The following is a 22,560-nucleotide window of genomic DNA, read 5'->3' as shown; positions in this document are numbered from 1 at the left end:
CCTACTGTACGCCGTTGGTCGCGCCCTGAACGAAGTAGCGGTTCATGAAGAGCGCCATCAGGACAATCGGTATGGTGGAAAAGTGCGCAAGAGCTCCAAGCGTGCCCCAGGTGATGTCCTTGGTTCCGTAAGCCGTCAGCAACGCGACCGAGATCGGCTTTGAATCAAGGGTGGTCAAAAACATCGGGTGAAGGAAGTCATTCCAGGAGAACATCATGCAAAAGAGAGCGCAGGCGATGATGCCGGAGCGCACTGACGGCAACGCCACGCGCAGGAAGGCACCGATCAGCGTGCAGCCATCGGTCAGTGCCGCCTCTTCCATGTCCGGTGGCAGCGACTTGAAGTAGGAAAACATCATCCAGGTCACGAAGGCGCAGTTCAGCATGGTGTTGAACACGATGACCGCCCACCAGCTGCCGAGCAGGCCGATGTCGCGCATGAGCAGATAAAAGGGGATCAGTGCTGCGATCGCCGGGATCATCCGGATCGCCAGGAAGAAATAGGCAAAGCCCGTGGCAAAGCGTGCCTTGGAGCGCGCCAGAGCGTAGCCTGAGGGAACGCCGAGGAGAAGCGAAAGAAGCGTCGTGCCAAGGCTGATCACCAGCGACGAGCGGACGAGCGAAACGACGTCGAACAGCGCAAGGGCCTGGCGAAACTGGTCGAGCGTCGGCTCGAAGGTCAGGCGCGGCGGCACGGTGAATATCTGGTTCGACGGCTTGTAGGCTGTCGCGATCAGCCAGCAGACCGGAAGCAGGAACAGAAGGGTTGCGACGAGGACGACGGTCCGCTCGGCAAGGATACGGCGTCTGGAAACACGTGACATCGGCCTATCTCCCGTTGATCCTGACATCGGCGCGTCGGACGACCAGAAGCAGGACGGTCGCTATCAGCGCGATGAAGAGCAGCGTGACGTTGCCGACGGCGGAGGCATAGCCGACATTGAAGAATTGCAGACCCTCCTTGACGCCGAGCATCATCAGCGTGTTGGTGGCGTCGTTCGGCCCGCCGCCCGTTGTGACGAAAACGGAATCGAAGACACGGAAGGCATCCATCGTCCTCAGCGTGAGTGCGAGGAAGATCGACGGCAGCATCAAGGGCAGGATCAACAGGCGGAAGCGCTGCCATGCCGTTGCACCATCGACGGTCCCGGCCTCAAGCAGGTCCGCCGGCAGTGCCTTGAGGCCGGCAAGCAGGATCAGGGTCATCAGAGGGGTCCACTCCCAGCAATCGATCAATATAAGGACCCAGAGCGCGGTTGAGGCGTCGGTGAGGAGGCCCGTGCGCGGCCCGATGCCCGCTTCCGACAGGAAATAGCCGATCATACCGTAGTCGGCGCCAAGCAGCGCCTTGAAGATCAGTCCAACTACGAGCGGGGTGATTGTCGATGGCACCAGCAGGAAGGCGAGAACCGCGCGATTGAAACGGCTGTCGCGCCATAGAAGGAGGGCCAGGCAGAAGCCGAAGATGAGCTGGAGACCGACACTGAAAATCGTGAACTGGAAGGTGTTGAGAATTGCCGTGCGTGTTGTCTCATCGGTGAAGATGTCGACATAGTTCTGCAGGCCGACGAAGGTTGTTCGGGCTGGGCGGAGAAGATTGTAGCGATAGAAACTGTACCAGATCCCTTGCGAAAGCGGCCAAAGGCCGATTGCAGCGACGTAGACGACTGCCGGAGCGGCCATCAAGAACAGGAAGAGCCTGCGGCGATCGGAGAAGCGATGGGGCATCGGCAAAACAGCGTTCATTCGTGTCAGGCTCGGCTCCGGCCCTAAGGCTGCGTCCTTGACCGCGCCGGTTTGACGGTCGGCGCGATCGCGAAGCGGAATGCGCCCGCCAGGCATGGCGGCAGGCGCAGCGATCAGAATAGTTTTTCTGCTGCTTCCTGCGCCTTGTCGAGTGCTTCCTTCGGGGTCGCAGCGCCGGCGAGTACGGAATTGACGGCTGTCCCGAGCATATCCTGAATTTCAGGATATTCCGGAATGCGCGGGCGGAATTCGCCGTTGCCGTTCTCGTAGGTTTGCGCGATCACCGGCAGGAAGTCGTATTTGGCAAGAAGGTCGGGATCGGTCATTTCGCTCTTGCGCATGAAGCCGCCGGCGCCGAGCATATTGAACTCCTTGTGGATTTTCTTGCTCGTCACCCACTTGATAAAGGTCCATGCCGCTTCCTGCTTCGGCGTATCGATATCCGCATTGATCGCAAGCCCCCAGCCGCCGACGCCATATTGCGGCGTCATGCCTGCGGCAACCGGCGCCACGGCAATGCCGGCCTTGCCGACGATGTTGGATACTTTCGGATCGGAATAGGCAGCGGCACCCACGGACCAAGTCTGCATGAAGGCAGACATTCCCTGGCGGAAGCTTTCCTCACGCCCGCCCCAGTCATATTCGATGGCGCCGGGAGGCGCGGCCACGGTGAAGAGTTCCTTGTAGACCGTGAGGCTCTTGATATTTGCTTCAGAGTTGAGGGCGGGCTTGCCGTCCTTGTCCAGGATGGAGCCGCCGAGCTGGTTGTTGTATTGCATCCAGTCCTGGGCGACCGCCGGCCCCTTCTGGCCGTTGGCGACGAAGCCGTATTGCTTCTTTGAGGGATCCGTCAGCTTCTTGGCATCGGCGACGAGTTCTTCCATGCTCGCCGGCGGCTTCAGTCCGGCAGCTTCCAGAAGATCCTTGCGATAGGCGAGCACGTTGGCGTAGGCGGCAAACGGAAAAGCCACGTAGTGATCGTCATATTGGCCGAGCGATTTCAGCGCCACCGGATAGATGTCATCGAGATCGAGTTCGGCAGCATCGCGCTTGACCCAGTCGGTCAGGTCTACGGAATACTTGTTCTCGGCGTAGGCGCCTGCCCAGACGATATCCATGGTCACCAGATCATAACCCTTGGTATCGCCGACGAAATCGGCAGTCGTCTTGGTCAGCAAAGTGCCGTAGTCCATGATCTCGACCTTGATATCCGCACCGGTTTCCTCCTTGAAGGCGGGCGCCAGCTCGGTCAGGACCTTGGAAAAACCGTCGTTCATCGACGCGATCGTCAGGGTCACGCCGTCGAGCGACTTTGCCTGCGTGTAGGCGGTGGTCGCCATCAGCGCCATGACAGCGGCCGCCAGGCGGTATGCCGTTTTGGGCATGGAGAATGAAGAGGCTCTCGTCATGACAATCAACCTTTCCGGTGCGGGTGAATTATAAAGCGACGTTAGCGCGCCTCAATTTCAAGTCAAACAAAAAATCACATATATAACAAAATAGAATTTAATGCCGACCTCTTTGGCTAAAGCAGTCGCATCCTGCCTAAATGATGAACTTGACCTGCTTGTTTTTTCACCCGGCAGCCGTTTTCACAGTATATCGCTGTTTTATCGTATGGATTTCGGCTCATGCGGTGAAACAGGTAATGGGGAGGCTCACCACACTCCGGCAGGCTATTTAGCGAAATGCCGATCCGAAAACGAACACGGAATGATGGAAAAAATCGAAAAGAAACATGATCAAACACTTTACAACGTAACCATGTTCGCTACGCTTCCGGAAAATTCTGGGGGTCAGTCTCGATGCAGGAGTCATTGTCGGCGCAGGATATGTCCAGCCCGGATGCCGCGAAGGCAGCGCGATCACGGTTGCTCCGGCTCGAAAGACAGGTTCGACGCGATCTCGGGATGATCGAAGCGGCGCCGCGAGCCTGGGTGCCGGCGCACGACGAGGCCAATCTCTTGCACGACGTCGTTATCGTCGGCGCAGGCCTATCTGGTCTTACGATCGCCTTCGGCCTGAAGCGGCAAGGAGTGGAACGTGTCAGCCTGATCGATGCAGCGCCTGCGGGGCAGGAGGGGCCATGGGTGACGACGGCGCGCATGCGGACCTTGCGGTCCCCGAAGACGTTGAGCGGTCCGGATCTTGGCGTGCCGAGCCTGACCTATCGGGCATGGCACGAAGCGGTTCATGGTCGCAAGAGCTTCGACAGGCTCGACAAGATCGATCGCATTGCCTGGATGAACTATCTGAATTGGTTTCGAAGCGTGCTGGGGTTGAGCGTCGAAAACGACAGCCGGCTGCTTGCAATCGAGGAGGAGCGGGATCATCTGAGGCTGCGCGTCCTGCAGGGCGGTCGCGAGCGGGCAGTATCCTGTCGCAAGGTAGTGCTGGCGACGGGTCTGGAGGGTGCCGGCAGACTGCATGTGCCCGCCGTGATCCGCAACGGGCTGCCGAAGGAGCGCTGGACGCATAGCGGCGAGGCCATCCCGGCGCGGAGCCTTGCCCGCAAGCGGATCGGGGTGATTGGCGCGGCAGCCTCCAGTTTCGACTGGGCGGTGGCCGCACTGGAGGCGGGTGCCGACAGTGTAACGCTCCTTGCCCGTGCGCCGTCCCTGCCCAAGACCGAACTGCTGGACTGGTCGAATTTTCCGGGCTTCCTCAATCACTTCTCTGATCTCGATAATGAGAGCCGCTATCGGTTCACCCGTCGCATGTTCGCCTTTAGGACGCCGCCAACAGTGGAAATGTATGAGCGCGCCATGGCATTTCCTCAGTGTCGCCTCTTGGCTGGAGCGGCAATAGAAGCGGTTGGGATCGCGAACGGCGAGATCGCCGTCAAGACGACGGTCGGTGACTTTGCCTTCGATCACCTTCTGCTTGGAACAGGTTACCGGATTGATCTTGCGCATCGCCCTGAACTGGCCGGGTTTTCCGGCTTGATCGCAACCTGGGCCGACCGCTTCGTGCCGCCAAAGGGCGAGGTCGACCTCGACCTTCTCGCCTATCCCTATCTAGGTCCGGCATTCGAGCTGGTCGAAAAGGTTCCCGGAACGGCATCCATGCTTGCCAATATCCATATCTTCAACAATGCCGCGGTACCAAGTCTTGGTCCGGTTTGTAACGGTATCACCGGATTGAAGGCGGGGGTGCCGAAGCTTGTCGCCGGCATTTGCCGGGGACTGTTCATGCGCAATATCGATTATTTTTTCCAATCGCTGGACGGCTACGACAAGGTGCATTTCCAGCCGAATATCGGTCCATGAGCGCGGCGCGCTAAGATCATCCGGCGATGAGCCCGACGCGTCGCGCGGCAACGACTTTGTACAGTCGATCGCCGGTGTAGCGATATTCCTCGAAGGCGGAAAACACGAGTGAATGGTCATGTTCGTCGTCGGATGCGACGGCGGCTGCCGCTATCTCAGCATCGGCGGGCAGCGGCAGATGGCGCCATTCCTCCAGTTCTTCGGAGGTTGGTGGAAGCGGCATGCCGATCTTGGTGTAGAGCGCCATCACGACTTCCCAGAAATGGACCGCGAGGCTCTGAGGTTTCCCTATATTCGGGGAAACAAGGCGCAGCCAATGGCAGCCGGTCACCGCATGCAGGGCCTCGAAGCTCATCGTCCCCGCATAGAGAGCAAGTGATACCGGGCGAATGCGGTCAAGGAAATCCGGACCGGCGACCAGCCGTCCGAGACGATCGCGAAATGCCGGAAGCTTGCCCATCGCCTCGATCCATTTCCACAGGAGATGCGTCGGTGCGTCGAGATTGTGCAAAGCGGGGTCTGCCCGCATGTCAATCAGACAGGAAAGCGGGTCTGTGGCATCCGGCGTGCGCTCAGCCGGAATGCCCTCGTAAGCGAGATAGGTTGCAGCCCAGTAACCGAGCGCTGCGGCGACCTCGGCATCGTCATTGCGCAGAAATGCGTAGGCGAGCCGCATCAGCCCATGAGTGGCCGAGGCCGCAATTCCGGGGGCGAGCACAGGCATGACTGCCCGTGCCGTAGCCGAACCGCCTTCCTTCGAAACCCTTGCACTGAAATAGCGCCGCAGGTCACCTTCTCGCTCGCGTCGTCCGAGAGCGCTGCGCCATGTTGCGTCGTCCAACGCAGATATGGCGGGCGGCTGCATCGGAACGGCGTGGGAGCGCGTGTAGTGATCTGCGTAAGCCTCGAGCCGCGCAGCCGGAGCGCCGAGTCGGGCCATGGCCTCGAGAACCATCGGCAGATGATTGGCCAGATCGTCAGGGAATTCGCCGCTGCGTCGGCCGACGTCAGCGATTAACTCCCGCAATCGCGTGCCCGTTGCCTCGTCCCGATAGAGCTGGCTTGCCTGCATTGCCGAGATTGTCTGCGACATGATCGTTACCCTGATTTCAGCACTCAACGCGCTTAGGCCAAGCTGCGTGACGATGTTCGAACAATATCAAACAAGATAAGACAAAAGGCAACGTGCATTCCGACTGACGACAGCGGACTGTCTGGATCAGTCGGCTACCGTGATAGCGACGCCTGCTGCATTCAGGGCCGATGCCAGTTCGCCTGTCGGCGCTTCGTCGCAGACGAGTGTGTCGAATTCGCTGAGTTTGGCGACGTGAACGAGGGACATCCGGTTGAATTTCGTCGAGTCGCACAGAACCACGCGCTGCGAGGCGTGACTTAGATAGACACGCTTCATGTCTGTTTCCTCGAAGGAATAGTCGAAGATGCCCTGCGCCGTCAGACCGGAAACCCCAATGAAGGCGATATCAAACCACAGCGACTCGAATTGCTCCACGGCTGCGGGGCCGCTCGTCGACATTTCCTCGCCGCGAATCCGGCCGCCGGCCAGGTAGGTCTCCACGCCCTTGGCGCCGAGATAGGAGGCCGTACGTATGCTGTTGGTAAAAATCTTAACCTGCTGTCGACCGGCAAGCGCCTCGGCTGCGAAATAGGGGGTCGTGCCGACATCGATCGCAATACTGCGCGCGGCTTGGGACAGGCTGACTGCGGCGGCGGCAATCCTTCGCTTTTGCGTGGCATTGCGCGCAAGTCGCGCCTCGAATGCCGGTTCTTCGCGATCGACATTCTCTGCGAGCGCAAGGGGGGGCGCCCGATCCGGCTTGACCGCACCGCCATGCGTTCGGATGAGGCGGCCGTCCTTCTCAAGTTCGACAAGATCGCGCCGCACGGTCATTTCAGAGACCGAAAGCTGCTGCGCCAGATCGCTGACCGTTACCGATCCGACCCGTCCGATCTCCTCGATGATCGCGGCCTGCCGGACCTGGGCAAGGAATTTGGGGCGTTCGCCGGATCTGGCGGCTGATTGCTCGCTCGTCATCTTAATTTTCGTCTCGTGTTCGTCTTTCAGAAATTCGTCCGTCAGAAGGCCGCATACGGACGCCGTTTACATCAATATCTGTTCGAATTAAACATGATCGTCACCGTAATCATAGGCCCGCTCAGATGGAGCCATGTGGAGTGCACAGTTTTCAGCCGTTACAATCCTCCAGAGTTCGTATCTACCGTGGTCTCCAGACGGGTGCGATGCGATCGTAGAGCTCCCGGTAGCGGCGATAGCCGTCGTCATACAGGGTTGCATTGGCGCTGCGCGGCTCCAGGACATCCGAAAATTGCACGAAGCGCGTGACACCTCGCCAGTCGTGTTCGAGGCCAACGCCGATCGCAGCGCTCCAGGCCGCGCCGATGCAGGAGCCTGGATGCCCCGAAAGGCGCTGCACGGGGGCGCCAAGCACGTCGGCAACGATCTGCATCCATATCGTGCTCTGCGCGCCGCCGTCCGACACCAGAAAGCGCTTCGGGCGATGCCCCATATCGATCAGCACCTCGACGTGATGGCGGATGGCATAGGCATAGGCTTCAAGCAGGGCGCGCCAGAGATGACCGATATCGTGCGACAACGTCAGCCCTTCAATCACGCCGCGCGCTGCCGGATCATGGATCGGCGTCTTTTCACCGAGCATATAGGGCAGGATCGTCAATCCATCAGAGCCGGCAGGCTTTTGTTCGGCCAGATGGTCGAGGTGTTGATGCAGGCTGCAGCCTTTGGCATCGGCTGCATGCTGTTCACCAGACGCAAGGTTTTTCACGAACCAATTCAGCGCAGAGCCGCCCGTCGACATGCAGCCGTTCGGCATGTAAAGGCCCGGTACCAGATGATAGTCGAGAAAAAGCCTGGGATCCGGGGCGACAACGTCGGTGGCCGTCAGAATATCGACCGCGCCGCCGAATTTTAAGAGAACGTCGCCGGCATCGATGACGCCTGCGCCCAGTGCGGACGCAATCATGTCGGCCGCACCGCCGACGACGGGGGTTCCGATCCTCAGGCCCGTTTCCGAGGCGCCTCGTTCATCGACGAGCCCCATGATCTCCGAAGACGCGCGCTTTATCGGTACGACGCGTGGATCGATGTGGGCAAGACGCACAAGCTCTTCGTCAATGGTATCCGTTGCGATATTCACGAAGCCGGCTTCCAACGCCCAGTTCTGCTCGACAGAACGGGCGCCGGTCAGCCGATAGTTGATGTAGTCATAGGAGCCGAAGACCGTTTCAATCTGCTCGAAGACCCGCGGCTCGTGCCGTTCTATCCATCTCAGCTTTGCTGTGACGAGCTGCTGATTGATGCCGTTTCCGGCCCTCTCCAGGAACGCGCGTTCGTCCCATGCCGCCTTCAGTTCGGCGACTTCGGCGCCACATCGCCCATCGCTTTGCTGAATGCTTGGTCTCAGCACCTTGCCGCGCGCATCGAGCAAAACGACGGCAGGGAGCATGCCTGTCACGCCAATCGCGCTGATCTCTCCGGCATCAAGGCCGGAGGTGACGAGCAGTTCCCCGATGAGAGAGCATACGTTCTCCCACCATTCCGAAGGGTTTTCCTCCGCCCAGCCGATATGCGGGGAGGACAAGGTCACCGGCCGGCTTGCCGTTGCCAAAATCTGATCCGGCAGGCCAACCAGGATGCCGATCGTGGAGGTCGTTCCGATATCGAGGCCGAGGACAGCTGCCATGACGCCTTTCGCCTCAGCGCAAAGTCTCGACGACGTCCATGAAGCGTCTGACGCGCGCCGCGTCAACAGCGTTCCACGTATTGCCGTCCACCTTGAAATGGGTGCCTATTATGCAGCCCTGCGCCATGGAGAAAACGTCGCGGATATTATCGATGTTGACGCCGGTATTGGCAAAGACCGGGACGTCGGTGACCGCCTCGCATACCTCGCGAAGATCCGACTGGCTCGCGGGCTGCCCGGTAATCGGGCCGGATACAAGAATGGCATCAGCAACGGAGGAGAAGACGGCGCTCTTGGCGCGCAACGCTATCGGGCGCTGATCCAGCGAATGGGCAAATTCCGCGTTGATGTTGAACAGCATCTTCATGTCACCTCGGCCGAGATTCGCCCGCAGCCGGGCCGCAGCTGCACAGTCCGGTTGCCACAGCCCCATGTCGGAGGCAAAAAGGCCCGTGAAGATTTCACGCACGAAACTGGCGCCGGTGACAGCGCCGATGGCGACGCTCGAGACAGGATCCCAGAGATAGTTCACGCCAAACGGAACTTTCAGTTCAGGCTTGATTGCCTGCACGATGGCAGTCATCGCCGCAACGCTTTCGGCCGACCCCTTGAAGACATAGGGCCGATCGTTCTCGTTGCCGAACATGATGGCATCGACGCCGCCGGCCTGCAGCTTCTCGACGTCCGATGCCACGTCATCGATCAGCTTTTGCATGCCTCCCTGAGCGTCGTAAAGCGGCGATCCGGGCAGGGCGCCGATATGGGCCATGGCGATGACCACCTTCTTGCGCTTCCCGAAGCATTCAAAAACCATTGTGCAGTCCTTCCACGACGTTCTGTTATGCACGCTCGGCTCGACCGAGCAGTGATGATTGAGCCCACGGTTTCCTGTGAACTGCCTTGAGTCATTGCCGAGCCCGTCGGATTCCCGAGGGAGCATCTTTCGCAAGTCAGCTTGACCATACGCATCGAAACGAACTCAATCAAACAAAAAAAACATTTGATGAGTTCGATTTTGTTGGATACGCTCTTTTGAAATCGTTCAAGGAGCTGCCATGAAACCGCCTGTCTTTTCCGAGCTTCAGGGGCGCCGCGCGTTCGTCACGGGAGGTGCAACCGGCATCGGGCTTGCCATCGCCAAGGCGCTTGCCGCCCAGGATGTTGTCGTCGCGGTCGCCGACATCAACCTCGACGCGGCAGCCCAGGCGGTCCAGTCGATCGGAAACGGTGCCGTTGCCGTCGAGGTCGACGTGCGTAAGCGGGATTCTGTCGAGGCTGCCTTCGTTGAGGCGGTAAACGGGATAGGGGGGTGCGATATCGTCATCGCCAATGCCGGTGTTTCCACCATGCAGAAGGCCCTCGAGTTGACCGACGAGGAATGGGACTTCAATTTCGATGTCAACACGCGCGGGATTTTTCTGACGAACCAGATCGCTGGCCGCCATCTGGTCGGGCAGGGGCACGGCTGCATCGTCAATACGGCGTCACTTGCGGCAAAAGTCGGCGCGCCGCTTCTGGCCCACTATTCTGCCAGCAAGTTTGCCGTTCTTGGTTGGACTCAGGCCCTCGCACGCGAGCTTGCGCCTGCAGGTATCAGGGTGAACGCCGTCTGCCCAGGCTTCGTGAAAACCGGCATGCAAAGCCGGGAGATCGAATGGGAGGCGCGCCTTCGCAACATCTCACCACAACAGGTGTTTGACGAATATGTTGGTCAGACCCCCCTCGGGCGTATCGAAACACCCGAGGACGTTGCCGATGTCGTGGTCTTCCTTTGCTCCGACAGCGCCCGTTTTATGACCGGCCAGGGCGTTAATGTGACTGGCGGCGTCTACATGACCTGAAGGACGTTGCTGGCACATGTCTTGCCTGTCAAACGCCTGCAATCGGATCGGGGCGATAGACGGGCACAAGGAGGGCAATGCATGTACGCGTTTTGGATAGGATACTGCTTTTATCTTCGGAAAAGATTGACCTTGAAGGCATAGAGTGGCCCTCTGGTGGAGAGCTGACTGGGTCGCTCTCCGTGGCACGCGCCCATCAAAGGCAGCGCGTCGTGTGATGAGAGCGTCAGGTACCTAGCGGGTGAGCCAGTGGTGTTCACCTGGGTCTGTGAATTCTGGGCTTGCCGTTATCGAAACTCCGGTTGCCGTTCTTCCAGCCGGCAACGACGCGGGCAATCTCGCGCACTGCAGCACGCGGGCCGGGACTGTCGAGCAGTACGATCGTGGCCTCGGCACCTATCTTTAACCGTCCGACACTGCCGAACTCGCGTGCCGTCACCTCAGTTACCATGCTGAAGACCAGAGCCATGTCCTCGTCTCGGGAGAGCTGGGCGACGTTGGCGTAGAGATTGGCCATGCGGATCAACGAGGCATCACCATAGGGAGTGAAGGGATTAAGCACGTTGTTGGTCGCAATCGAGGTCACGACACCGCGGCCTGCCAGCATGTGAGCGGGCGCCACACCGCGCGGAACCAGCCGGTCATGGCCGCGCCCGTTCAGAAACAGATCGGTGGACGGCAGCACGGAAAGCGCAATGCCGGCGTCAGCCAGCCTATCGGCAATGGAGACGATCTCTGCCTGTGACATGGCCGAGAGGTTGGTGACGTGGCCGATCGCCACGCGACCCTGCCAGCCGTGACGGAGTGTGGCGTCGATCACCGCCGGCAAGTCGGTCCACTCGGGATCGAGGCTGAAGTCGAGATGGAAGTCGATTGGCACGTCATGCTTCAGCGCCAGTGCAAAGACCATCTCGATATGCCTGTTGGGATCCGGATCCGTATAGGGACAACCGCCAACCAGATCCGCATCGTTGGAAAGGGCAGCGTCGAGCATGTCCACGGTCTCGGGCTCATTTGTCAGCCCGTCCTGGGCGAAGGCGCAGATCTCTATATCGACCGCGAAGGCATAGTCCTCGCGGATGCGCTTGATCGCATCGAAGGAACGGAACCCGGCGCGGGGATCGATCTCGACGAAGGTGCGCATCCGCGTCGTACCATGCGAAATCGCCTTCTCGACGATGCGAGCCGCCCGGGCATAGACGTCGTCCTCCTCGAAGCTCGCCTTGGCCCTAGCCGTCTCCCGCACTGCCTCGGCAAGCGTACCTTCGCAGATCGTGCAGCGATCGAGGATGCAGGCCTTGTCCAGATGGATGTGTGAATCGACAAACCCGCCGAAGGCGAAGGTTCCTTCGCCATCGACGCTTTCGATCGCCTCGCACCGGATATCGGATCCGATGTCAGCGATCCGACCCTCTCGTACGGCGATGTCGACGAGGGGGCCATTCTCCTCAACACGGACATTGCGGATAACGAGATCAAACAATGAGCCGGTCACAGCAGGATCGCGCCTCCGTCGCTGCGTGGGTCATGGGCGCCGTCGATCGTTCCGTCCTGCCCGATGCGGATAACGCCGGCCTGCCCGCCAAGTGGGCTGAAACTATCGATCGTCGAGATCTCGTGGCCCATGGCGGCAAGTGCGGAGACCGTTTCCAGGCCGGCATTTTCCTCGATCTTTAGGGTGTCGCGGCTGTCGGAGAAGGTACGGCCGAGCAGAAAGCGCGGACGCGACAGGGCTGTAGCCGGATCGAGACCATGGTCGATCAGCAGGCTGAGCAGGAGTGATAAGGTCTGAGGTTGTCCGTCGGCCCCTTGCGTGCCGTAGATGAGATGCGATCGGCCGTTCTTGAGCGCCAGGCCTGGATTGAGCGTGTAGAATGGACGCTTCCCGGCACGGATGACATTGGGGCTGGCGGGATCGGTGCTGAAGGCAGCGCCCCTGTTCTGCCAGAGGATGCCTGTGTCGCCGACCACCACGCCGCTTCCCCAATCGAAGTAGAGGCTTTGCAGCAACGATGCGCAGCGTCCCTTCTCATCGACGGCGGCAAGCAGGGCCGTGTCGCCGTGCCGATAGGGCTGCGGCCAGGGTAATGCACGGCCTGGAACGATTGCTGCGGCTTTCGCCGCGAGACGTGCTGGATCGAGCAGTTCCGAGGAAACATTGAACCCATAGCGGGGATCGGCGATGGTATGCCGGTCAAGAAACGCTTGTTTCACTGCCTCGACGAGCCTGTGGTAGAAGTCGGCGCTATCGGGGGGGAAATCCGTCATCGACTGATGGTTGAGCACACCCATGATGCCGAGTGTGGTTATGCCCTGGGTGGGTGGAGGCGGTGCGAGCAGAATGGTGTCGCGATAGCGCTGGCGGATCGGAGCCGCAATATCGGTTTGTGTTGCGGCAAGATCGTTCGCCGAAAGCGGTGAGCCTGCTTGTGCAAGCCCAGCGACGATCCGCCGGGCGAGTGCCCCTTCATAGAACTCGCGGGCGCCATGGCGGGCGATGGCATCAAGCGTCTTGCCAAGTGCCGGCTGTCGCTGGGTACCTGATGATCGGAAGAGACCGGCGAAGCCCGGCCAGCTATCCAACTCGCCGTTTCGGAATGCGTGCCAGAAAGCCTGTGACCGGCTGACCTCGAAACCGTCATTCGCAAGGGCGATCGCATCGTCCAGCAGGGTCGATAAACTTTCCGAGCCCGACCACTCGGCGGCGGAATGGGCAAGCACTTTTTCCCAACTATCCACGAGGCAGGCTGTCGTCAGCGTGGAGGCGGCTCCGCGCAAGGGGATGTCTCCATCCGGAACGGCGCCTGCCGCCTGACCGATACCGAGGAAGGTTTGCGCCTTGCCCGTCTCGTCGGCGACCAGCCAGACGGCATCGCCGCCGAGGCCGCAGAAATGCGGGTAGGTGACCGCAAGCGCCGCACCTGCGGCAACCAGCGCCTCGATGGCATTGCCGCCGCGCCGCAGCACCTTGGCACCTGCTTGGCTGGCGAGCCAATGCGGCGCTACGATCGCGGCGCCGCGAGACGACGTGTCAGCTCGAATAGTCTGAGTGGCGGGAGAAGACATCAGCGTATCACCGAGCCGTTTTCGGCGACGAGGCGGCCTTCCTTGAAGACGCGGCGCGGCTTCGGAATGGCGACGACGGCCTCCGGCACGTGCTCGGCCGCGAGTGTGACGAAATCGGCTTTTGCGCCGACAGCGATGCCATAGCCTTCCAGGCGAAGCGCCTTGGCACCGCCCGAGGTCACTACATCGAAGGCGGCGTTAAGTTCCTCGTCGGTAAAGAAACCGGAACGATAGGCGATAATCTCCGCCCGGCGCAACATGTCGCCGTCCCCGAAGGGCCACCAGGAATCACGGATATTGTCGTTGCCGCTAAAGACATTGACGCCGGCAGCACGCAGAAGGGCCACAGGGGGAAAATTGTGGTTGCCGGGCGCATTAGTCATGATCGAGACGCCGCTTTTGGCGATCAGGGTGGCAATCTTCTTTGCGGCTTCCGGCGCGAGATCACCAAGACCATAGGCATGGCTGACCGCCACATGTCCCTGCATGCCAAGCGCGGTCGTACGCGCACATATCTCCTCGATCGTCATGGTGCCGAGCGTGGCCGCATCATGGAGATGGATATCGACATCGACGCCGCGCCTTTCGGCAATGCCGAAGACCACGTCGAGATGACCCTTGATGTCGCGGTCGAAGGAGAGCGGATCGAGCCCGCCCACGAGATCGGCACCCATCGCGATCGCCTCGTCCATCAGCTCCGGCGTTCCGGGGCTTTTGAGGATGCCGCTTTGCGGGAAGGCGACGAGCTGGATGTCGATGATATCAGTGTAGTCCTCGCGAACCTTCAGGATGGTTTCTAGCGACTTCAGGCCGACCGATCCATCGACCATCACGTGGCTGCGCATCTGAAGGGTGCCGTTAGAAATGCAGAGATCGAGCTGGTTGCGAGCGCGCTCGTCCATAGGTGCTGCGACTGCCATATTCTGCGCTTGGAAGGCGACACGCTCATGCACGTCGAAGCCATTGGTGCACGACTTATGCGGGATCCACTTGTCGCCGTAGAAGCTTGTGTCGAGATGGATATGCCCGTCGACGAAGCTGGGAACCAGAGTGGCGCCGTCGATATCGACCACGTTTGCGGCATTCGCATCGGAGCCTGCCGGTCTTATTGCCGTGATCCGGCCGTCCTGCACCACGATGTCGTTCAGCATACCATCGGCAAGCTTTGCGTTGGTGAAGACTATTTCCATTGGGTTCACTGGCGCTTCCTTTCTCTCTATCGCTAGTCTAACCCCACCGGACGGGGCATCTGGGCTCTTCCTATTGATCCCGGATCAGCTCCGCGGGAGCGTACCCTGCAACCCTTCGATCAGCAGTGCCAGGCCCTGATGCGTTCCAGGAGAGCACCTGATCGGCAACGACTTTCGCTTACCGGCGACGACCGCCTCTTCGGCCGCTTCGTTTTCTTGGCGACGGACGCGGGCCGTCATCGGCGATCACGCCCGAATAGGGCTTCCGGATAGCTCGCACGTCCAGGCGATAGTCGGGCGATGACGGCATTGCATGCGACATGAGCACAATCCAATTTAGATTATTCCGAACTTCAGGTATGCAATATGGATGCCAGACCGTCGGATATGAACTCACCAAGCGTGAGTATGTGATTTCATGCCGAACCGCGACTTGCGGGTTGCGCTAAGCTAACCAGCACACCTGATCTGCGCGAGCAGTTTCTGTGTAGCTTTGAAGCATCCCGCGGCTCAAGCCCGTCCCTGGAAGAGGTGGTGTTCTGTGGCCGCACCGTCGAGGAGCGGGACAATATCCGTGATCCGAATACGCAATGGACATGAAGACTGGGCCACCGGTCCTGCTTAGGCCTCGCTGAGGGAAAGAGCAAGCACACCTGCATGGGGGGCACTAGGGCCAAGCAGAAATGTATTGAATCCGTTCCGCCAGGCCCTTTACGGTTCATTGATCGAGATCAGGTGCTTGTTCATGGGCGAAGCTGAGCAGGGATGTGCATGCGCAAAACAGGAGTTTGCCGGTGACGGACCAGAGCTACTCGCTGAAACAGCTGGCACAGGGTCAGCGTCCGATCCGGATCGGCTTTTACCTGGTTCCGGACTTCCCGTTGATGACCTTTGCAGCGGCGCTCGATTCACTCAGACAAGGCAATCGTCTGGTGAAGCGGAAGGCTTTCGAGTGGCTGATCCTGTCGGCCGACGGCGGTAGAGTAAATTCGAGCAGTGGTCTTGGCTTTGATGCCGACGCGCCGATTGCCAGGGCACCACGCTGCGATGTCGTCATTTTATGTGCCGGGATCAACTATGCCGATGCCTACGATGCCGGTGTCTTTGCCTGGCTGCGACGCGTTCATTCTGAAGGCTGTATCCTCGGAGCCGTCAGCACTGCGGTATTCTTCCTCGCCAAGGCCGGCCTGCTGGAGGGACGGCGATGTGCCGTTCATTGGGAATCGCTTGCGAGCTTTCGCAGCGAATTTCCGAACTGTCTTGCCACGGACGATATTTTCGCGATCGACGGACGGTTCCTGACGTCATCGGGGGGTACAGTCACGCTCGATATGATGCTCTATCTCATCGCCGCTGTCGAAGGCCGCGAGCTCGCCGCGCTGATTTCTGACCAGTTCAATCATGCACGCATCCGGCGCCAGGACGACGTTCAGCGCATGTCGCCGGAAGACCGGTTCGGCATCCGCAACGCCAAGCTTGCCTTTGCAGTGCGCCGCATGGAAGCAAGTCTTGGGGATCCGCTCGACATTTCTGATCTCGCCGAAAGCGTGGCCCTGTCGCTGCGCCAACTCGAACGGCTGTTTCACTCCAATCTCGGCAAAAGTCCGACCAACTTCTACATCGAGCTGCGCATGACCCGCGCGCGCGAACTCCTGACCTATACGGAGCTTGCGATCGGTGAGATCGCCGAGATCTGCGGCTATCGCTCAGCCTCCCATTTCGGCCGCTCATATCGGACACGCTTCGGCGAAAATCCTGCAGCCACTCGCACTGCGGGAAGGCAGGCGGCGATCCAATGAACAATGTCGTTTTGCGCAGAAAACATGTCGAGTGACTGCATGTCACAGACTTTCTTCCTGTTCTAATTTTTAGCAAGACGGATGGGTGACGGGCAAAAGCCCGCTGTGGCCGCATCTCGGAGCGTAGCCTCCCAGAAGGCCCGACCAAAACATTTGGGAACAGTTAAAGCGCGAACTTGGAGAGACTACCGTGGACAAGACACAGCATACCTACATCCCCACATTGGTCGATGAGATGTCGTCAGGCGCAATCGGCCGCCGAGACTTCCTGCGCAAGGCGACATTGCTTGGCCTGTCGGCCGCTGCCGCCTATTCCATGGCCGGTGTTGCCATGCCTGGCGTTGGTGTGCAGGCCGAGGACATGCCGAAAGGCGGCAATCTGCGCATCGGCATGCGCTGCATGGAGATCAAGGATCCGCATTTGGCCGATTTCGCGGAAAAATCCAACGTAATCCGTCAGGTCTGCGAATACCTGACCTTTACCGACCGCAACAACATCACGCATCCTTATCTTCTGGAAAAGTGGGAGGCCAGCGACGACCTGAAAACCTGGACTCTCCACATTCGCAAGGATGTCAAGTGGCGCAAGGGCGGCAGGCCGCTGACGGCTGACGACGTCGTCTGGAACCTGAAGCGCGTCAGCGATCCGAATGTCGGCTCCTCGGTGCTCGGTCTCTTCACCGGCTATCTCGTGCAGGAATACGAAACCGGCGAGAAGGACGAAAAGGGCAACACTAAGAAGTCTAGCAAGCTCTGGGCCGATAACGCGATCGAGAAGGTCGACGACTACACTGTGCGCCTGAACTGCTTTGCGCCGCAGATCGCCGTTCCGGAACATCTCTACCACTATCCGATGTTCATTCTCGATCCCGCCGATAACGGCGCCTTCGGCCCTGACGCCAACGGCACCGGTCCGTTCGAAATGACCGAATATACCGTCGGCAAGGGCGCCAAATACAAGGCGCGAACCGATTATTGGGGCACAGGTCCCTATCTCGATACCTTCGAATATGTCGATCTCGGCGACAATCCGGGCGCCGGTATCGCGGCGATGGCCTCCAAACAGGTCGATGGCCTGTCGGAAGCCGACGCCGTGCAGATCAATTCGATGAAGAATTTCCCGCATGTCGCCGTCTACCAGGTCGAGACGACCCAGACCGTGGTTGCGCGCATGCACCCGGATACCGAGCAGTTCAAGGACAAGCGCGTGCGCCAGGCCATGCGTTATGCGATCGATCGCGACAAGGTGATCCAGACCGCGCTTCTCGGTGCCGGCGCGCCAGCCGAAGACCATCACGTGGCGCCGTCACATCCTGAATACGCCGCCCTTCCCAAATATCCGCGCGATATCGAAAAGGCCAAGAAATTGCTTGCCGATGCCGGTTATCCCGACGGCTTCGAATTCGACATGGTGACGCGCCCCGATCCGATCTGGGAACTCAACACTGCTCAGGTGCTCGCCCAGCAGTTCGCCGACATCGGCGTCAAAATCAACATCAAGGCGCTGCCGAGCGCCCAATATTGGGAAGTCTGGACGACGGCGCCTTTCAGCCTGACTGCCTGGGGTCACCGCCCGCTGGCGATTATGACATTGTCTCTTGCCTACCGGTCGAATGCCGCATGGAATGAATCGAACTATTCGAATCCGGATTTCGACAAGCTCCTGACCGAGGCCGAAGGCATCCTCGATCCGAACGAGCGCAGCAAGGTCATGGCCAAGATCGAGGCGATCATGCAGGAGGACGGCCCGATCGTTCAGCCGTTCTGGCGAGTCTTCTCGACCGTCATGGACAAGAAGGTCAAGGGCTTCGAGCTCCATCCTTCGCAATATATCTTCGCGCATCAATACGCGATCTCGGCCTAATCTAAAGCCGGCACCCGGACGCGCTCGCGCGATAGGGTGCCGTGCGCAGACCTCGGATACATGGGCTATGGCGAATTTTCTCCTCCGACGACTGGCGATGATGATCCTGACGATGCTGTGCGCCTCGTTTCTTGTCTTTGCCATCTGCGAATTTACGCCGGGCAGCGTGGCGCGCAAATCGCTCGGTCCTTTTGCAACCCAGCAGCAGGTCGATCTGCTCACCGAGAAGCTCAAGGCAAACGATCCGCTTCTCGTGCGCTATGGCCGCTGGCTCGGCGTGCTTGTCGGCGCGATTCCCGATCCGCTTCAGGATCCTGCCACCGGCCTGAACTTCAAGGATCCGCGCGGCGCCCAGTATTTTGGTAATTTCGGCTATTCGACCTTGAACAAGCTGCCGGTCAACGACGTCATCTGGGATCGGCTCGGCAACACGGCGATCCTCGCAGGGCTTGCCTTCCTGCTGATCGTTCCGCTGTCGATCATCTTCGGTGTCCTGTCAGGGCTCAAGGAAGGCGGCGTGCTCGACCGGACGCTCTCGGTCATCTGTATAACCTTCACCTCCATCCCGGAATTTGCTTCGGGCGTTTTCCTCGTCACGCTTTTCGTCATCCTCTGGCCGATCCTGCCCGGAACGAGCCCGCTCAACAGCGATGGTGGGTGGGCGGTCCCCTACCAGTTTGTCCTGCCGGTCGCTGTCCTTGTCATCTACGACTTCGGCTACGTCGCCCGCATGATCCGGGTCTCGATGATCGGCGTCATGGAACGGCCCTATATCCGTACGGCCATCCTCAAAGGCATGAGCACGCGCCGCATGGTGCTTTCCCATGCGCTGCGCAATGCGATGATCGCGCCGTTCACCGTGCTCCTCCTGCAGATCAACTTTTTGATCAGCGGCGTCGTGGTCACCGAACTCGTCTTCGCCTATCCGGGTTTCGGGCGGCTCATTCTCGAAGCGAGCCTCTTTGGCGACATGGCGACGCTCGAGGCTGCCACGCTCATCACCGTCGCCGTCGCCGTCGTCACGCAGCTGCTCGGCGACCTTGGCTACATGCTGCTCGATCCTCGCATCCGGGTGAGATAATCATGGCCATACAGGACGCTATCGCTCAAGTCACAGCACCCGCCAAACGCACTGCGCGTCCGAGCTGGATGCGTATTCTCCATTCGCGCACGGCAATTGTCGGTCTTGTGCTTGTGCTCTTCTGGGTCCTAGCGGCGCTTCTGGCCCCAATTCTGCCTTTGCCGTCGCCAACCGATTCCGACGTCATGGCCATGGCCAATCCCTATCCGTCGGCAGCCCACTGGCTCGGAACGGACATTCTCGGGCGCGACGTGCTGGCGCGGCTGATCTTCGGTGCCCGCATCGTGCTCTCCGTTGCGCCCCTGTCGGTTGCAGTTGCGATGGTGGTCGGCATCACGATCGGCATGATCGCCGGCTATTACGGCGGCTGGATCGATGCCCTGATCAGCCGATTCTCCGACATCATCCTGGCCTTCCCGGTCCTCGTCATTTACGTCATCCTGATCGCCAATATCGGGCCGTCGGTGTTCAATATCGTCATCGCGACGACGGTCGCTTCGGCACCCGGCATTGGCCGCATCACCCGCGGCCTCGTGCTCGGCCTGAAGGAACAGGAATATATCGCGGCAGCAAAATTGCGCGGCGAGAGCACGATTTACATCATGCTCGTCGAGCTTCTGCCGAATTGCCGCAGCCTGCTCATTGTCGATGCCTGTCTTCGCATCGGTTATACCATAATCACCATCGGCATCCTTGGATTCCTCGGGCTCGGCCTGCCGCCGCCGAATCCGGATTGGGGCGGCATGGTCAAGGAGAGCGTCACCGTTCTCAACGTCTGGCCGCACATGTCGCTCATTCCCTCCTTTGCTCTCGTCACCCTGGTTCTCGGCTTCAATCTCCTGGCCGACGGCATGCGGGAGGCCTGGAAGCCATGAACATTCTCGCCTCCAATCTTCAAGGAGCGGCCATGTCCATCACGCCCATGATCGATCAGGCACCTGTCCTCGATATCAGGAACCTGCGCATCGAGTTTCGCGGAAAGGCCGAGACAGTGGTCGCCATTCCCGACCTGTCCTTTTGCGTCAAGCCTGGCGAGAGTTATGGCCTTGTCGGTGAATCGGGCTGCGGCAAGAGCACGACGGCGATGGCGATCATGGGGTATCTTGGCAATACCGGCGTGATTGCCAATGGCAGCATCCGCTTCAACGGCAAGGAACTCGTCGGCGCTTCGGCCAGGGAATTGCGTTCGATCCGGGGGCGCCAGCTCGCCATGGTCTACCAGGACCCGATGAGCGCGCTGAACCCGGTCAAGACGATCGGAGCCCAGCTTGCCGAAGTGCCGCGCCTGCATCTTGGCGCGACGAAGGCCGAGGCGATCGCCATGGCAGAAGCGATGCTCGCCGATGTGCGCCTTCCCGATCCAGGCGACATGCTCAAGCGCTACCCGCACCAGCTGTCGGGTGGTCAACAGCAGCGCGTCGTCATCGCCATGGCTCTGCTTGCCAAACCTTCGCTTCTGCTTCTTGACGAGCCCACCACCGGCCTTGACGTGACCGTCGAAGCCGCTGTTATCGATCTCATAGCGGAGCTTCGCCAGCGTTATTCCACAAGCCTGCTCTTCATCTCCCACAATCTCGGCCTGATTGCCGAAAGCTGTGATCGCCTTGGCATCATGTATTCCGGGGAGATGGTCGAGGAGGGGATGACGGGCGAGGTATTCCGCCGGCCCCGACACCCCTATACCCGTGGCCTGATCGATTGCATTCCCGACATTGCCAGCGACAAGCGCAGCCGCGCGCTCGCCGCCATTCCCGGCCATATCCCGCTCCCCTCCGAGCGGCCCGTCGGCTGTCTCTTCGCTCCGCGCTGCGCAAGTTTTTCTGCCGGGCAGTGCGATCAGCCGGGACTGACGCTCAAGGAGGCGGATGAGGGTCATCTGGTGCGTTGCCCGCGCTGGCAGGAGATCCCCGATGCATCACAGGCGCCGGCGCCCCGGCACAATGAACGCGGCGAGTCTGAGACCGCGATTGCACTCTCCGAGGTCAGCAGGCTCTACGCAATCGGCTATCAGAAGACGGTGAAGGCCAATGAGGCGATCTCCTTCGATGCGGCCAGGGCCGAGATCGTCGCGCTTGTCGGCGAATCGGGTTGCGGCAAGTCGACGCTCGCACGCATCGTCACCGGGCTCGACAAGGCAACGTCGGGTGAGATCCGCCTGGCAGGCGACAATATCGCCGAGCTGCAGGCTCGTGAGCGACCCCGCAAGATGCTGCAGCAGATCCAGATGATCTTCCAGAACCCGGACAGCACGCTCAACCCGTCGCATTCGGCGGCTTTTTCGATCCGCCGCTCGATCAAGAAATTCGGAATCCGCAAAGGCAAGGCGGAGATCGAAAAGAGGGTGCGGGAGCTTCTGGCGATGGTGCGTTTGTCACCTGCCGTTGCCGATCGAAAGCCAAGCCAGCTGTCGGGCGGCCAGAAACAGCGTATCGCGATTGCGCGCGCGTTCGCAGCCGACCCCACCCTGATCGTCGCCGACGAACCGGTTTCTGCGCTCGACGTCTCGGTCCAGGCCGCCATCGTCACGCTGCTCCTCGACATCCAGCGGGAAAAACACGCGACGATGCTGTTCATCAGCCATGACCTGTCACTCGTGCGCCACGTCGCCGACAAGGTCGTGGTCATGTATCTCGGCAAGATCATGGAGCAGGGGAGCGTCGAGGAAGTCTTTGGCGAAGGCGCGCATCCCTATACAGAAGCGTTGCTATCGGCGATCCGCAGCCCCCATCCGGACGAGGCGCCGCGCGAGCGGATCCGTCTTTCGGGTGAAACGCCGAGCCCGATCAACGTGCCGGCCGGCTGCCGCTTCGCAACGCGTTGCCACCGCAAGGTCGGCTCGATCTGCGATACTGTTGCCCCACCGCTGCGCAGGATGTCCGAGACGCACGAAATTGCCTGCCATATCGAGGAGGACGAGCTTGCAGCCCGTCCCTCGGTGCTGGCGCGCCCGGGAAAGGCGTGAGCA

At 60.1% G+C, this 22,560-nt stretch carries 17 protein-coding genes; 7 read left to right on the top strand and 10 right to left on the bottom strand.

Translation table 11 applies throughout. From position 1 onward, the window contains the following. Nucleotide 1 precedes the first annotated feature (1 nt). From H4W29_RS26275 to H4W29_RS26265, 3 genes are all read right to left on the bottom strand, one after another. Nucleotides 2–823, bottom strand: a complete 822-nt coding sequence (locus H4W29_RS26275) for a carbohydrate ABC transporter permease (protein ID WP_183800303.1) — start codon at nucleotides 821–823, stop codon at nucleotides 2–4. Between the two features lie 4 nt (nucleotides 824–827). Continuing rightward, nucleotides 828–1,727: a carbohydrate ABC transporter permease gene (locus tag H4W29_RS26270; RefSeq protein WP_192732808.1), complete on the bottom strand. Its 900-nt coding sequence runs from the start codon at nucleotides 1,725–1,727 to the stop codon at nucleotides 828–830. A 131-nt stretch (nucleotides 1,728–1,858) separates the two neighbouring features. Then, the gene (locus H4W29_RS26265; RefSeq protein WP_246517570.1) at nucleotides 1,859–3,094 is read right to left on the bottom strand and encodes an ABC transporter substrate-binding protein; all 1,236 of its coding nucleotides are present in this window, start codon (nucleotides 3,092–3,094) and stop codon (nucleotides 1,859–1,861) included. A 456-nt stretch (nucleotides 3,095–3,550) separates the two neighbouring features. On the opposite strand from H4W29_RS26265, the gene H4W29_RS26260 reads away from it, so the two are divergent. Beyond that, on the top strand, nucleotides 3,551–5,014 hold the full coding sequence (locus H4W29_RS26260; protein WP_192731757.1) for an FAD-dependent oxidoreductase: 1,464 nt from the start codon (nucleotides 3,551–3,553) through the stop codon (nucleotides 5,012–5,014). Between the two features lie 16 nt (nucleotides 5,015–5,030). On the opposite strand, the gene H4W29_RS26255 is transcribed toward H4W29_RS26260, so the two are convergent. The 4 genes from H4W29_RS26255 to H4W29_RS26240 form a co-directional block, all read right to left on the bottom strand. Beyond that, the gene (locus H4W29_RS26255) at nucleotides 5,031–6,107 is read right to left on the bottom strand and encodes a questin oxidase family protein (RefSeq protein WP_246517471.1); all 1,077 of its coding nucleotides are present in this window, start codon (nucleotides 6,105–6,107) and stop codon (nucleotides 5,031–5,033) included. Nucleotides 6,108–6,233: 126 nt separating this feature from the next. After that, complete coding sequence (locus H4W29_RS26250; RefSeq protein WP_192731756.1) at nucleotides 6,234–7,067, bottom strand: DeoR/GlpR family DNA-binding transcription regulator; 834 nt, start codon at nucleotides 7,065–7,067, stop codon at nucleotides 6,234–6,236. A gap of 181 nt (nucleotides 7,068–7,248) precedes the next feature. After that, nucleotides 7,249–8,754: an FGGY-family carbohydrate kinase gene (locus H4W29_RS26245; RefSeq protein ID WP_192731755.1), complete on the bottom strand. Its 1,506-nt coding sequence runs from the start codon at nucleotides 8,752–8,754 to the stop codon at nucleotides 7,249–7,251. 13 nt (nucleotides 8,755–8,767) lie between these two features. Beyond that, a complete protein-coding gene (locus H4W29_RS26240) occupies nucleotides 8,768–9,568 on the bottom strand; it encodes a BtpA/SgcQ family protein (RefSeq protein ID WP_192731754.1) in 801 nt (266 codons plus the stop codon). Between the two features lie 241 nt (nucleotides 9,569–9,809). Between H4W29_RS26240 and H4W29_RS26235 the strand changes: the two genes are divergently transcribed. Further along, nucleotides 9,810–10,595: an SDR family NAD(P)-dependent oxidoreductase gene (locus H4W29_RS26235; protein WP_192731753.1), complete on the top strand. Its 786-nt coding sequence runs from the start codon at nucleotides 9,810–9,812 to the stop codon at nucleotides 10,593–10,595. Between the two features lie 256 nt (nucleotides 10,596–10,851). On the opposite strand, the gene H4W29_RS26230 is transcribed toward H4W29_RS26235, so the two are convergent. Genes H4W29_RS26230 through H4W29_RS26220 form a run of 3 tightly spaced genes read right to left on the bottom strand, consistent with a single transcriptional unit; the run spans nucleotide 10,852 to nucleotide 14,851 of the window. Further along, nucleotides 10,852–12,090, bottom strand: coding sequence for an amidohydrolase family protein (locus H4W29_RS26230; protein WP_312872391.1), 1,239 nt, complete (start codon nucleotides 12,088–12,090; stop codon nucleotides 10,852–10,854). After that, the gene (locus H4W29_RS26225; RefSeq protein ID WP_192731752.1) at nucleotides 12,087–13,661 is read right to left on the bottom strand and encodes a gamma-glutamyltransferase family protein; all 1,575 of its coding nucleotides are present in this window, start codon (nucleotides 13,659–13,661) and stop codon (nucleotides 12,087–12,089) included. Before H4W29_RS26225 ends, H4W29_RS26230 begins: the two co-directional genes overlap by 4 nt. Further along, complete coding sequence (locus H4W29_RS26220; RefSeq protein ID WP_192732804.1) at nucleotides 13,661–14,851, bottom strand: amidohydrolase family protein; 1,191 nt, start codon at nucleotides 14,849–14,851, stop codon at nucleotides 13,661–13,663. The genes H4W29_RS26225 and H4W29_RS26220 overlap by 1 nt, the downstream gene beginning before the upstream one ends. 794 nt (nucleotides 14,852–15,645) lie before the next feature. Between H4W29_RS26220 and H4W29_RS26215 the strand changes: the two genes are divergently transcribed. From H4W29_RS26215 to H4W29_RS26195, 5 genes are all read left to right on the top strand, one after another. Then, nucleotides 15,646–16,650: a GlxA family transcriptional regulator gene (locus H4W29_RS26215; RefSeq protein WP_192731751.1), complete on the top strand. Its 1,005-nt coding sequence runs from the start codon at nucleotides 15,646–15,648 to the stop codon at nucleotides 16,648–16,650. A gap of 190 nt (nucleotides 16,651–16,840) precedes the next feature. Next, the gene (locus H4W29_RS26210) at nucleotides 16,841–18,514 is read left to right on the top strand and encodes an ABC transporter substrate-binding protein (protein WP_192731750.1); all 1,674 of its coding nucleotides are present in this window, start codon (nucleotides 16,841–16,843) and stop codon (nucleotides 18,512–18,514) included. 67 nt (nucleotides 18,515–18,581) lie between these two features. Beyond that, the gene (locus H4W29_RS26205) at nucleotides 18,582–19,595 is read left to right on the top strand and encodes an ABC transporter permease (protein WP_192731749.1); all 1,014 of its coding nucleotides are present in this window, start codon (nucleotides 18,582–18,584) and stop codon (nucleotides 19,593–19,595) included. 2 nt (nucleotides 19,596–19,597) lie between these two features. Continuing rightward, a complete protein-coding gene (locus H4W29_RS26200) occupies nucleotides 19,598–20,470 on the top strand; it encodes an ABC transporter permease (protein WP_192731748.1) in 873 nt (290 codons plus the stop codon). Further along, nucleotides 20,467–22,557, top strand: a complete 2,091-nt coding sequence (locus H4W29_RS26195; protein WP_192731747.1) for a dipeptide ABC transporter ATP-binding protein — start codon at nucleotides 20,467–20,469, stop codon at nucleotides 22,555–22,557. The genes H4W29_RS26200 and H4W29_RS26195 overlap by 4 nt, the downstream gene beginning before the upstream one ends. Nucleotides 22,558–22,560 lie beyond the last annotated feature (3 nt).

Source organism: Rhizobium viscosum (assembly GCF_014873945.1).
Lineage (GTDB): Bacteria > Pseudomonadota > Alphaproteobacteria > Rhizobiales > Rhizobiaceae > Rhizobium > Rhizobium viscosum.
Note: the sequence above shows the minus strand (reverse complement) of the source record. Positions and strands in the feature narration are given on the sequence as shown.